This is a genomic window from Kordia aestuariivivens (genome assembly GCF_014397005.1).
Taxonomy (GTDB): Bacteria; Bacteroidota; Bacteroidia; order Flavobacteriales; family Flavobacteriaceae; genus Kordia; species Kordia aestuariivivens.
Window position 1 is genome coordinate 1 of sequence record NZ_JACGWS010000011.1, and the last position, 13,127, is coordinate 13,127.

General features: G+C 32.2%; 15 protein-coding genes. 9 read left to right on the plus strand and 6 right to left on the minus strand.

Annotated elements, in window-relative coordinates; all coding sequences use genetic code 11:
* Positions 1-283: 283 nt before the first annotated feature.
* Positions 284-676 (minus strand): hypothetical protein, encoded by a 393-nt coding sequence (locus H2O64_RS16765; protein WP_187563371.1) that lies wholly within the window; start codon positions 674-676, stop codon positions 284-286.
* Complete coding sequence (locus H2O64_RS16770) at positions 660-1,244, minus strand: RNA polymerase sigma factor (RefSeq protein ID WP_187563372.1); 585 nt, start codon at positions 1,242-1,244, stop codon at positions 660-662. Before H2O64_RS16770 ends, H2O64_RS16765 begins: the two co-directional genes overlap by 17 nt.
* Positions 1,245-1,548: 304 nt before the next feature.
* Between H2O64_RS16770 and H2O64_RS16775 the strand changes: the two genes are divergently transcribed.
* The 9 genes from H2O64_RS16775 (at position 1,549) to H2O64_RS16815 (ending at position 8,912) form a co-directional block, all read left to right on the plus strand.
* A complete protein-coding gene (locus H2O64_RS16775) occupies positions 1,549-1,899 on the plus strand; it encodes a DUF6249 domain-containing protein (protein ID WP_187563373.1) in 351 nt (116 codons plus the stop codon).
* Between the two features lie 96 nt (positions 1,900-1,995).
* Positions 1,996-2,550 carry a hypothetical protein gene (locus H2O64_RS16780; RefSeq protein ID WP_187563374.1) on the plus strand — a complete coding sequence of 185 codons (555 nt, stop codon included), beginning with the start codon at positions 1,996-1,998 and terminating at the stop codon, positions 2,548-2,550.
* A gap of 69 nt (positions 2,551-2,619) precedes the next feature.
* On the plus strand, positions 2,620-3,279 hold the full coding sequence (gene msrA / locus H2O64_RS16785; RefSeq protein ID WP_187563375.1) for a peptide-methionine (S)-S-oxide reductase MsrA: 660 nt from the start codon (positions 2,620-2,622) through the stop codon (positions 3,277-3,279).
* Between the two features lie 344 nt (positions 3,280-3,623).
* Positions 3,624-4,595: a hypothetical protein gene (locus tag H2O64_RS16790; protein ID WP_187563376.1), complete on the plus strand. Its 972-nt coding sequence runs from the start codon at positions 3,624-3,626 to the stop codon at positions 4,593-4,595.
* A gap of 298 nt (positions 4,596-4,893) precedes the next feature.
* Positions 4,894-5,826 (plus strand): hypothetical protein, encoded by a 933-nt coding sequence (locus H2O64_RS16795; protein ID WP_187563377.1) that lies wholly within the window; start codon positions 4,894-4,896, stop codon positions 5,824-5,826.
* Between the two features lie 240 nt (positions 5,827-6,066).
* Positions 6,067-6,747: a hypothetical protein gene (locus H2O64_RS16800; RefSeq protein WP_187563378.1), complete on the plus strand. Its 681-nt coding sequence runs from the start codon at positions 6,067-6,069 to the stop codon at positions 6,745-6,747.
* A 22-nt stretch (positions 6,748-6,769) separates the two neighbouring features.
* Positions 6,770-7,429, plus strand: coding sequence for a hypothetical protein (locus H2O64_RS16805; RefSeq protein ID WP_187563379.1), 660 nt, complete (start codon positions 6,770-6,772; stop codon positions 7,427-7,429).
* Complete coding sequence (locus H2O64_RS16810) at positions 7,387-8,157, plus strand: sensor histidine kinase (RefSeq protein WP_187563380.1); 771 nt, start codon at positions 7,387-7,389, stop codon at positions 8,155-8,157. Before H2O64_RS16805 ends, H2O64_RS16810 begins: the two co-directional genes overlap by 43 nt.
* A gap of 113 nt (positions 8,158-8,270) precedes the next feature.
* Positions 8,271-8,912 carry a response regulator transcription factor gene (locus H2O64_RS16815; RefSeq protein ID WP_187563381.1) on the plus strand — a complete coding sequence of 214 codons (642 nt, stop codon included), beginning with the start codon at positions 8,271-8,273 and terminating at the stop codon, positions 8,910-8,912.
* A gap of 84 nt (positions 8,913-8,996) precedes the next feature.
* On the opposite strand, the gene H2O64_RS16820 is transcribed toward H2O64_RS16815, so the two are convergent.
* From H2O64_RS16820 to H2O64_RS16835, 4 genes are all read right to left on the minus strand, one after another.
* Positions 8,997-10,460 carry a hypothetical protein gene (locus tag H2O64_RS16820; RefSeq protein WP_187563382.1) on the minus strand — a complete coding sequence of 488 codons (1,464 nt, stop codon included), beginning with the start codon at positions 10,458-10,460 and terminating at the stop codon, positions 8,997-8,999.
* Positions 10,450-11,034: a hypothetical protein gene (locus H2O64_RS16825; RefSeq protein WP_187563383.1), complete on the minus strand. Its 585-nt coding sequence runs from the start codon at positions 11,032-11,034 to the stop codon at positions 10,450-10,452. The genes H2O64_RS16820 and H2O64_RS16825 overlap by 11 nt, the downstream gene beginning before the upstream one ends.
* Positions 11,018-11,563 carry an RNA polymerase sigma factor gene (locus tag H2O64_RS16830; RefSeq protein WP_187563384.1) on the minus strand — a complete coding sequence of 182 codons (546 nt, stop codon included), beginning with the start codon at positions 11,561-11,563 and terminating at the stop codon, positions 11,018-11,020. Before H2O64_RS16830 ends, H2O64_RS16825 begins: the two co-directional genes overlap by 17 nt.
* 366 nt (positions 11,564-11,929) lie before the next feature.
* A complete protein-coding gene (locus H2O64_RS16835; protein ID WP_187563385.1) occupies positions 11,930-13,117 on the minus strand; it encodes a redoxin domain-containing protein in 1,188 nt (395 codons plus the stop codon).
* Between the last annotated feature and the right edge of the window lie 10 nt (positions 13,118-13,127).

Consider the following 13,127-nt stretch of genomic DNA (forward strand, 5'->3'; position numbering starts at 1 on the left):
AACACTGTAAACTAACTTCGCTTTTTTATTGTGACCGTTTTTAATCTCAATTAATCAAAGCTTGAGATCAAAACAAAATTAGACCAAAAAGAAAATCGCCTAAAAATTACTTTTTAGACGACCTCTTAAATTCAGTGAAACAACTCAAAAGGAGCAACCAAAATTGATTGCCTATTCTTATTATTTTAATAGTGTATCATGAATTGAGAAAATATACACTTCAACTCCGCTCAGTGTAGCGTAAATATAACAATCTAAGTAAGTAGACTGAGGCATTCGAAGTCTAACTCTCCAAACTCCTAGAAAATCGCTTGCTAATCATAGTTACTTGAATAATCACGAAGATTAATAAAAAGAAAGAACTATACGCATACGTTGCGGGAATGGTGAATTTGATATCGTATTTCTGAACGAATAAAGTAGATAAATCCCAATCACCCAAAATAGAAAAACCAAGTGAGAAACGTGTCAATACAAACGTAAAGACTAAGAATAATGAACCTATAAGCAACCAGCCAACTTTGTTTATTAATGGCTTGTATACTTTTACAGGGACTTTTTCTTTGGAAACTTCTGCCATGACATTGGCTAAGAAATCTACAGAAGGAGTTGTCAATCCAGCTTCCTGAATGACATCTTTCGTAAATTGATCTAGGTTTTTATTTTCTGCTTCCATGATTCAAATATATAGGTTCTACAACATTTTTCAAGATATGATATAACTTTTTTCGACTGCGATGCAATTTAATCTTTACATTATCATACGAGATTTTAACAATTTTCGAGATTTCTTTCAGTGATAAATCTTCAAAATAAAACAAGGTTAACAACACACGTTCTTCTTCTGGCAACTGCAATAAGGCTTTTTCTATCGTTTCCTTCTTCTCTTTTGCTTCCAAATAACTCAATGCATCTTGCATGGTTCCGATATCGGATTCGTGAATTGTATCAATATGTTCTGAATAAATGACTCTTTTACTCTTTTTGATGTAATCCAGACTCGTATTATACACAATTCTGTACAACCACGTAGAAAACTTAGACGTTCCTTTAAACGAATCTAAAGCCTTGTACGCCTTTACAAACGTATCTTGCGCAACTTCTTCCGCATCTTCTCGATTTCCAACCATACGCAACGCCAATGTAAATATCATATCCTTGTAATTGTTTACAAGCATAGCATACGCATTCACATTTCCAGAACGAATTTCCAGAATATAGTCGTGGTCAGTTTTTTGATTCATTTGTAGTTAAGACGATGACTTTGTTTGATTGGTTACAGTTTTTTTAAATTATTTGGTATTTGGTATTAGGTATTAGGTATTAGGTATTAGGTATTAGGTATTAGGTATTAGGTATTAGGTAAAATAATTTTTGAATTTAAAATTCAACATAATATATACATTTTCAAATCAACACATTTTCAAATTGACACATTGCTTAATTGATACATTTTCAAACTTTTTTTAAATTTTCTGTAACCAAAACAAAAAACCGTTCGTCATAATGGGCAAATACATAAAAACTAAATACAAAAAATAATTTATTATGGGATCAGAAGTAATTATAATGCCAGCAATGTTAGGAGTAGTTTTCGGAATCTACTATTTGTACATTTCGTCAAGAAACAAAGAACGTTTGGCTTTAATTGAAAAAGGCGCAGACGCCTCTATCTTTTTTAGCACTAAAAAATCATTAACGCCTACATGGAAAGTATTGGTTTTAAATGTTGCTGTTTTAATGATGGGAATCGGATTGGGAATCTTTATTGGAAACATGATGCATGTATCTTTCGGTTTACCTGAAGAAGTTGCGTATCCTGGAACTATTTTCTTAGTAGGTGGAATCTCATTATTTACAGGTTTCTTCTTAACTAAAAAATTGGTTGAAAAAGCATAATTGATTTTCATCAATCAAAAAACACAGTTAGTTATCACACAAAACGATTGTTAATTTAAGGATTAACAGTCGTTTTTTTATTTAAAATTGTCACATATGAAATATCGAGATTTTCTAGAAATTGCCTTTCGTTGGTATCTATTTTTATTTATTAGCATCTATGGTTTGGGGAAAATTATGGGTGGTCAATTCTATCGTAAAGGCTTTATTCCACAAGATGTTGCTACAACTCCAATTGTTGATGTTAGTAGTTTTGAATTGGCATGGGTTTTTATGGGACATTCATTCGCCTACATCTTATTTGTTGGTGTTTTACAGTTAATTGGAGCATTTTGTCTTCTTTTTAAACGAACAGTACTTCTTGGTGTTTTTATTCTAATTCCAATATTAGTAAACATTATTGTATTTGATATTATCTTTTTAGATACATATGCCGCATTAGTAAATGCAATTGTATATTTTCTATTGCTTTTAGGAATTCTATATTTTCATAAAGAAAAAATTATCGCAGTATTTCATATCTTAACAAAAAGAAAAAGTAAGCAACAAATCGAGTTAAAAACAAGAATAAAGAGTATTGCTATTGTCATCGGTATTATGTTTATTATTTTTATAGTCAATCAAACTATTGGTACCTTTGTAGGACATTGAAATGTATAATACCATTAAATTTTCGTAAGTTTTAAATTCATACACGACTGAATCAAAAAAATAATTGATATGAAATCGATATCCTTAACATTTATTGCCATTCTATTCTTTACGTTAAGTTGTAATTCTAATACAACAACGAAAGAAACACATCAAAAAGAAAAAATGAGTCAGCAAGACTTAGCTAAATACGAAACTGCATACTTTGCAAGTGGTTGTTTTTGGTGTGTAGAAGCTGTTTTTGAAAGTGTAAAAGGTGTAAAAGAAGTAGTTTCTGGATATGCTGGAGGAAAAGCAGAAACGGCAAACTACAATTTGGTAAGTGCCGGAAGAACCGATCATGCGGAAGCTGTAAAAGTGTATTACGATGCAAAAGTAGTTTCGTATGAAACCTTAGTAAAAGTATTCTTTGGTTCGCACGATCCAACAACTTTAAACAGACAAGGTCCTGATGCAGGAAGACAATACCGTTCGGCGATCTTTTACAAAGATGCTAACGAGAAAAAAATCGTAGATGCATATATTGCAAAATTAAAAGCCGATAAGGTTTTTAGCGGAGCAATTACCACCGAAATAACGAAGTATACTGCTTTTTACGATGCAGAAGCATATCACCAAGATTACGAAGCAAACAATCCGAACAATCCCTATATCAGAGGAGTTTCTGTTCCGAGATTAAAACGTTTCCAAAAGAAATTCCCAGAATTATTAAAAAAAGATGCACATTAATTTCGATGGATTGAAAATTCAATAGTTGAAACTTTAAAATATTTTATATCTAAAGCCGATAACCAGTGTTGTCGGTTTTTTTGTGTCTACTTCATAAGAATTCAGTTCAATTTTGATCAAAATTCAACGCTCATTGTAAAAATTCAACGCTTATACAATATATTCCATTTCTAAATTTATTTTTCCTACATTTATAAAGTAATTACATACAAAAAACGCGTTTTTTTATTTAGTGAAACTAAGTTTTGAAAAGCCATTTAGGCGAATTCAAAACTATACGTTGAGCAAATTCCGCTGAAAAGTGGAATCACAATTAACATTATTTAATTAAACACTTTAAAATTATGAAGAAAAAAATGATCTCATTTGCTTCTTTAGGACTTGTATGTGCTACATTTTTCCTGAGTTGCGAAACAAATAATCAAGCAGAAGAAGAACAATTAGACCTAGCGTTAGAAACGCCTGACAAAATTATTTCCAATACGCAAGCTGCTACGCTATTTCAAAATGATCAAAACACACGGTTGGCGCAAATAGGAAAGTCAAGAATGTCCTTTGAAGACAAAGCTATTCATTTTGACTTAGCAACCTTAACTGCTTATATCAACCGTTTGGAAAGCATGGCTGTTTCAAAAAACATTCCGATTACGGGCGCAAGTTTTGTATTTGGCGCTGACGCGAATGGTAAGCGTACCGCATTTTTAATGCCTTCTACACGAAATGCATCCTTAGATTATCAAGAATCATTTACGATTGAAAACGGAGAATTTTTAACATTCAAACATGTAGATCCATCGTTAAAACTACAAAACAGCTCTCAAAATGATGAAAACTTGATTTTGTCACCAAATGGATATTTGTCTTTTAATGAAGCGACAAACATGTTTAATAACTATCAAACACAATACATCAGTACGTTTGCTAAAAAAGTAACCAAAGACTATTATACAAAAGCAGTTTGGTATTCTCTAGAAGAATTCAAAGACTATTTTGCATACTTACAAAAGAAATCAAAAGACCACAACTTAGCCATTACGGGTGTTGATGTATTTTTTGGAGTATATAACAATGATCCAAGTTTGGAGTTAAAATCGAATGCACAAACTTTGTTTATGAGCGCGAGTACACAACAACAAACTATTATAAATATCAAAGGAAAGCCTTTAAAGCAATTTACAGAAGAAGGATTTTTTGCGAAAAATGGTGATGAAAATACAAGTGGAAGTTTAAGCTTTAATGAAGGTCAACTTTCTCCGCCACCGCCTATTTGTAATCATTCAACGTGCTCTGCATTCAAATGTAAATATGTAGAATAAATATTAGAGGTTGTTTGAAAAGTATAATTTTCGTCAAACTAAACTTGATTCAGTTTCACAGAACACTTGAAAATTAACAAGTTAAAATTCTTAATTAAATCCAGGATGATGTTATTCAAGACTTTTCAGACAGCCTCTTTCTTTTTTAACATATTATTAAGATAATTGACAATTACACATAAAAAAACGACAGCTATACATCTTCTCACTTTTGTAGGACTCTTTTGTCTTATATTTATAATGTAATTACACACATTAAGTCGCGGCTTTACACTTTATCAACGTAAAACTAAATACCATGAAGAAAAAAATGATTTCATTTGCTTCTTTAGGACTCGTGTGCGCTACATTTTTCCTAAGTTGTGAAACAGAAAACCAACACTATGAAGAACGCTTAGATGCAGCATTGGAAGTGCCTGAGAAGATTATTTCCAACGCAAAAGCTGCTACACTTTTTCAAAATGATCATACTACTAGATTGTCACAAATTGGAAAAGAGACCACTAGTTTTGAAGAAAAATCAATCTATTTTGATTTACAAGAACTCACCAAGTATGTCAATCATTTAGAATCCGTTGCTGTTTCAAGAAATATTCCAATTACAGGGGCAAGTTTTGTGTTTGGAGCTGATGCCAATGGAAAACGAACGGTATTTTTAATGCCTTCAACACGGAATGCTTCCTTAGATTATCAAGAATCATTTACGATTGAAAACGGACAATTTCTAACATTCAAGCATATTGACCAATACTTAAAAGTAAAACCCAATTCGGTAACTAATGAAAACTTAATATTATCGTCAAACGGATATCTATCATTTAATGAAGCTGTTACGCTGTTTAATACGTATGAAATAAACTATATTCAACCGTTTGCTGCCAAAACTCCAAAGGAATATTACACCAAAGCAGTTTGGTATTCGTTGGATGAAATTAAAGCATATATTTCGTACATAAAAAAGAAAGCTACCGATCATGATATTGCCATTACTGGAATTGATGTGTTTTTTGGGGTGTATGATACTAATCCAAATTTGGAATTAAAGTCCAATGCGCAAACCTTGTTTTTAACCGCAAGTATACAAAAACATGCGATTATCAATACAGAAAATGAGTTGTTGAAAAACTATATCCAAAACGGTTTTTTCGCAAAAGATGATGCCACTGATGATGAAGATGAGAGTTTAGCTTATAATTTAGGGCACTTATCTCCACCACCAAAAAATAATTAAAAAATTAGCTTCCTCCAAGCCTATTTTATTTTTCTACATATCCTTTTGATTTTTCCCTTTTCTACCTAGCTACACCTAATTTCTCTCAAAAATACAATTGTAGTTTTTTTCTGTACGTTCTATCTTTAACCACTTTTTATCAAAAGGGAAAAACACCCAATTTTTAATTTCTAATTTTTTTTCTCAAAAGATTGGCTAATTTTAGCATAAATTAAAAAAGATTAATAAAACTACAACTTTATGAAGAATTCAGTAAAAACGATTATTCCACTCATCTTAGGAATTGTAATTGGTTATTTTATTTGCAAAAGTATGGGAGATAATCCTGATGGAAATCCTGATGCGAAAGCTCCTGAAGGAATTATTTCTGTAAATGATGCCGTAACCTTACATGAAAATTATGTTACCAAATTGAATGATACAACACATGGAACAGTAAATAATCCCGAATTTAAAGAAACACAATTTGTTTGGTTTTCTATGAAGAAAATTCGCGACTATATAAAATATTTAGATAATGTCGAAAAAGTAAATCCTGACAATCCAAAAATGTCTGGAATTCGTGTATACTTTGGTAAATACAATGATCACAAAAAATATCCGAATCAACAAACAGTTTTCTTTACACCAACGGTAGATACAAACCTTACAAGTGAAGCGGAATTTCCAAATATGAAAAACTTACCTTTTTCTATTAAACCAAAAGATGCATCTTCTCCACTAATTGGAAAATATAAAGTAATAGCGAGATTATTACTAGACGAGCATTATGCAGATACCAGAGCCAATGAAGCAAACGCAAGTTTAGGACATGAATCGTCAGAAAATATAGCACAAAAATCGAATGCAAAAAATGGAGGTGATGATACAAGTTTATCTTTCAATTTAGGTCACTTATCACCTCCACCACCAAGAAGCTAACAAAAGCATAAACTATAAATACATGCAAGATAACATATTATATAATTTAATTTTATATGTTGAAATAACTACTGCTATCGTTGCTAGTATCTATTTTTATAAATATAAAAGTACGTATCTAAAGTATTTTATAATTTATCTCTGGTATATTGCAATTAATGAGGCTATTGGTAAATATTCGTCGGAAGTTTTGGCTATTTACAATCTAATAATTTACAATATATATTTATTGATTAGCTTCTCTTTTTTATTTTCAGTTTATTGGAATTTTTTAAAATATAAAAAATATAAAAAAACTGTTTTCATCTTTGGGGTTATATATATTATATTTTTTACAGTAAATGGATTATTTTTTGAGAACTATACTAAAGATTTAGTTACTTATCCTTTTATTATGGCATCATGCTTTCTAATCATTACTGTCACATTTTACTTTATAGAGATATTAAACTCAGAAAAAGTTTTAAACGTAACACGAGATTTATTATTTTGGATTAGTGTTGGTGTGGTTTTATTTAACATAGGTGTTATACCATGGGTAATTACTTTGAAACATTATTCAGAGAGTTTTGCTGCAATGAATACACTATTTAGAGTACTAATCTTAATTTTAAATATTTGCTATATAGTAGGCTTTATATGCAGTCACAAAATACAGAAACAGGAGACATCTCTGCAATAATCATTACATTGGTATTTATACTAATGGTCGTTGCAATCATTGCGCTTTTCTTGGTATTCATCAAGCGAAAGAATAAGCTATTGACCGAAAAAGAATTAGCGAAACGAGAGTTTGAAAACGCTATTGCCGAAACACAAATAGAAATTAGAGAACAAACCCTTAGAAATATAAGTTGGGAGTTGCACGATAATATTGGGCAACTCCTTACACTTGCCAAAATACAATTGCATCAAATAGAAGGTTGTAACGAAGATATTTCGGAAGTCACCGAAACTATTTCAAAAAGTTTAACGGAATTGCGAGCGCTATCAAAATTGATCAATCCGGATGCGTTGAAAAACATCATGCTACCCGAAGCATTGAGTTTAGAAGTAGCACGATTTAATCGTTTAAACTTTATTGAAGCTACGTTAACTATCAAAGGTGAAGAACAAATTATTGATGATAAAGCCGAAATTATTTTGTTCAGAATTCTACAAGAATTCTTCTCAAATACCATCAAACATGCAAAAGCTTCCAAACTAGATGTTACGTTGACGTATGAAAATCGGAGACTAACCATTACCGCAAAAGACAATGGAAAAGGATTTAATAAATCAGAAGATGCTTCTAATAAAGGCATTGGATTGCTCAATATGAAAAGTAGAGGGAAATTAATTGGCGCTGAAATTGAACTAGAATCACAACTAGAAAAAGGTACAGAATTGACGATTATTCATTATCTTTAGTTCGTTGTTGATTGTTCGCTACTAGTTGTTAGTAATGAATAAACTGATAAACCATTAAACATATAAACTAAATGCTAAAGGCGAATAGCTAGAAGCTAAAAACCAAAAAAAAATTGAAAACATATTCCGTTGCCATCGTAGAAGATCATGTATTATTATCACAAGCCATTGGCGGCTTAGTCGATTCGTTTGATCGTTTTAAGGTAAGTTATTTGTGTAAAAATGGAAAAGAACTTATCACACGCTTGGAAGAAAATTCAAATGCACCAGATATCGTTCTCATGGATATCAATATGCCTATCATGAATGGTATTGAAACCACAACCTGGATTACGGAACATTTTCCAAATATAGATGTCATTGGACTTTCTATTGAAGAAGACGAACGTACCATTATTCAAATGTTGCGCGCTGGTGCAAAAGGATATTTGATGAAAGATGTCGAAAAAAGTGTCTTAGAAATGGCGCTAAACGAAGTGATTACAAATGGTTTTTACCATTCCAAACATGTTACTAACATTTTGATTGGTTCGTTAAACGGAAAAGGAAATAGTGGCGCAAAACTGAAGGAGAATGAAATTTCCTTTATGAAGTTGGTGTGTACGGAAATGACGTATAAACAAATTGCAGATCAAATGTGTTTGAGTCCTAAAACAATTGATGGATATCGCGATGCATTATTTGAAAAACTACACGTAAAAAATAGAATCGGACTCGTTATTTACGCGATTAAGAATAAAATATATTTACCGTAGACTGACTGTTTTTGGTTGCTAGTTGTTGGTTATTAGTTGTTTGCAATACTCTAAACTCATAAACCATTAAACTTATAAACTAACTTACGATTTCTTCTGCAATGAGACTTCGCTATACTTGGCGTTGATATTAATCTCACTGCCTGTATTATTTGCCTTTTGAAATCCACGAACAATCGTATTGAACTGCGTTTTATTTTCAGTTCCAATCACACTTTCAGGATAGCTAATCTTAGAATTTGAACCGATGTAATACAACTTAAACGCGGAAGCGGGCAATTGAATGCGCGCGTCCGTATTTTCTAAAATGATATCCAAGGTTTTAAAAGTATCACTTACATTATGGATCAATAAGTTGCCAAAGGTTCCACTAATGATTCCCTTCTCTTCGAGTGTTCCAACACTTACATTGGAAGAATTAGACATCAAATTAATATCATTCACCAATTGTAAATCGACCGTATCAACAAAATTTACTTTCAAAGAACCATTATTCCATTTAGTAACATGAACAGGCGCATACGACGATTCTATCGTCGTATTTGCACCATCTATCACATTGGCATACAAAGCTGCGTGAGACAGCTTTGCATTCATATTTTCGCTAGTGGAAGCTAACGTTACCTCTCCATGACGAACATTGAGTTTTAACTTGGCTTTCTTTGGCATTTTTATTTTGATTGTTTTCTTTACTTTAAAATGCTTATTTCCAGATGAAATATAGAAAAGACCATCTTTGTTTGCTTTTCCTTGCAGATTCAGTATAGTCGCATTACTTAGATTTGATTCGTTAATCATTTCTAATTTTTCAAGTAATTCTTCTCTTTGTTCTAATAACTCTTTCGTGTTATATTTTTCAACATCTTTATACACTTTAGCCAATTCTTCAATTTTTATAACTCTTGAATTGTGTTTTCCTTTATCAGTAACTTCTCTTAGTTTTGCTAATTCTTCTTGATGTTTTTCAAATTCAACTTTCCATTTCTCCATACCTTCTTTGAACTTCTTTTCATCAAAACCATCTTTCCATTGCTTTTGCCATTCTTTCATGTACGCTTCGCCATTTTCTTCAAAAGCTTCCATGTCAAATTTTATATCTTTCATCGATTCAATGACAATATTTGGTAAATCTGGAATTTTTGCAAGTCCACTAAGCTCAAAATGTAACGGTAGTGATCCATGATCAATAACAATTGGATCTGATAATACTGCATACGGACCTGCATTTCCAAACAATGAATTGCTTCCTTTTGAAGTAACTGTTACTTTTTCGCTATTTCCAATGGCTTTAAAATTCCACTTTTTAAAGTATGCTTCTATTTCTTCTTCGGTTGCATCTTCAATTTCGATCGTAGCTTCAATCTCTACTTTATTCTTGTTCCAAGTATCGAATTCAACATCTGCATGCGAAGTATTAATTTCTAAAGTAACATCTTTATTTACCGTAAAAACTTCCTTCTTTGTTCGCTTTTTTGATTGTGAATATCCAAATGTAATCACTAACAAAGCGATCAATACACATTTGGTAATTTTTGATTTATGCATCATTTTCTGATTTTTTTAATTCGTTTAACTTTTCCTTTAATTGGTATAGCAATTTCAGTCTAAATTGTAAATTGTCAATCATCGCATTAATTGTTTGCTCGTTCGGTCCTATTTCTTTCAATTCTTTTTGAAGTACTTTGTGTTCTTCATTCAATAAAGAAAGTTTTTCCATATAGCTACTAAACAATTGTTTTCCCGCTTCAGAAACTTCTACTTGCGTCAATTCATAGTTTATATTAGCCATGTAGTAATCTTCAATCTTCTTTAAATCGGGAGAAATATCACCTAAACTCAACAATTTTTCATCGCTTGATTCGGTATTGTTCTTCACAACAGTCTCATCTGAAATCAATGGTTTTTGTTGCAATTGCTGATATGCCAAACCACCTAAACTGACGATCAGAATAATAGCTGCCGCAATTTGATACAGTGAAAAAGAACGCTTTTTCGGCTTACTTTTCTTAGCTGGCAACGCTTTATCCAATCGTTCTAGGAAACGTGCTTCGTGTCCGTCCGACAATTCTTTTTGAATATGCAACGGTTCAGTTTTCAACAAATCTTTAATATCCTGTCCCATGATTCTTCTTTTTTAATGCGTGTTGTAATTTCTTTTTCCCTCTTAATAATTGTGTCCGTGATGCGGTAGTTGAAATATTTAATATTTCTGAAATCTCTTGATGATCATATCCTTCTAATAAAAATAAAATCACTACAACTCGATATTTATCGGGCAAGTTTTCAATTTCAGTTTTTACTTCCTCCAACGTAGTTTCATCGCTTGTTTGCCAAGAATCTTCGTCGGCAATCACTTCCAATTGCGCTTCATCAATAGTTACGTAATACTGTTGTTTCGCTCGCAATTTGTCAAGACTCTTATTAATGACAATCTTTTTTAGCCAAGCACCAAAACTTACGGTTGCCGTATACTGATCAATCTTTTGAAATGCATTGATAAATGCTTCTTGCATTGCATCTTCTGCGTCTTCTGTATGTTTCAAGAATCGATTCGCAACAATAAACATTCCTTCACAATACTGCCTGTACAAATGCAGTTGCGCTTTCCTGTCGTTATTCTTACACTTCTCGATGAGCTCAGTTTGAAACATACTAGCTAGTTGGCCTTTTTGGTGTTGGTTAATTGCTATACATCTCTAAAGACGTACTAATTTTTTGAATGTTGCAATAATGTAAAAAAAACGCACCAATTTGATACGTTTTTCTTCTTTTTCTTTTATAATATATTCGCTTACGCTAGATTTTACAAGGATTGTTAGACTTCTTAGACTCGTTCCCATGTAAGCGGGAATCTCTTAGATTTTTAGACTTTCTTGGATTCCTGCCTTCGCAGGAATGACAGATCATCGAGCCCGCGAGATAAAGTCTAAAAGCGAAGCGTTCCAAAAGCGAGGCGAGTCCAACAATCTAAGAGCAAAGCGATCCAAAAGCGAAGCGAGTCCAAGCGCAAAGCGCGTCTAAAAAATCACCAACACTTCCACTTCCCGTTCAGCTTTACTCAATTTCAACCCAATTTTTGCCAATTCTTCTTTAAAAGAACCTTTTTTCTGAGGATCAAATACAAAATCAATATCTATAAATTCCATATAATTTGTTTCATCAACCACAGGAACAGGACATTCATTTTCTATATAATCTGCAAAATCGTGCATGCGAACCTTTTTTCCATTGAATTCATATCCTTGAAACACCAAGGAACGTTTTTCAGTTTTCGATTTGAGCGTTTTTAACTTAGTACGATCAATTACACTTAATACATACACAGAAACCGTACGTTTTTCAAGTTTGGCTTTCACTGCAAAGGTTTCATTCAGTTTTTCAATTCCTTTTTCATACATTTCATCGCCTGACGTTTCAGTAATCACATCCAAACAGTACTTGTTTTTTGGATCTTTATAGTTATATTTTTCTTCATCAATCTCAAAAACTGTTCTGTTATAACTTGTTTTATACAAATGGCGATACATGCTCGGAATCGTCAGATTGATCAATGTTAAACGTCTTCCCTTATAATTTTCATCATTCAAATATCCTTTCGAGAAAGATGCTACGCCAGAAATTCCACCTTTTAGTAATACGCGTTCATTTTCATCTTTCCTTAGCGGAAAAGGATCTGCATCGTAATCAAACGTGATGTTTTCTTGTTTCAATGGCAACGAAATTGATTTTCCATTTTTTACTTTCTGAATAATTTCTTTCGTGATGTTATCCGTAGATGTAATCGCAACTATTTTTCCTTCAGGATTGATGATAATTGCATGCGACAGAATTCTGTACGGAAATAACGCTTCTAATTCTTTTGTCTGTAATCCAAACCAAACTTTGGAAGGTAAATTGTCAATGAAGCGCTGCAAACGTTCTGGTTTGTCTTCCGCAATTCCAATGACTTGCAAATCCGTTGGAAATTCATCTTGAAATTTGATCAATTTTTTCATCGCAGGAATGCACGGTCCGCACCAAGTTGCCCAAAAATCAAGAATAATTACTTTTCCTTTTAAGCTTGATAATGAAATGTTTGCACTCGTAGAATTCAACAAATTTGTCAATTGAACTTCCGGAATTATATCGCCAATATTTAGTTTCGATTGCGCATACGTTGTGCTTGTCAATGCGAAAAGCATCAACCAAATTGTTATTTTTTTCATCTGTTTTTGG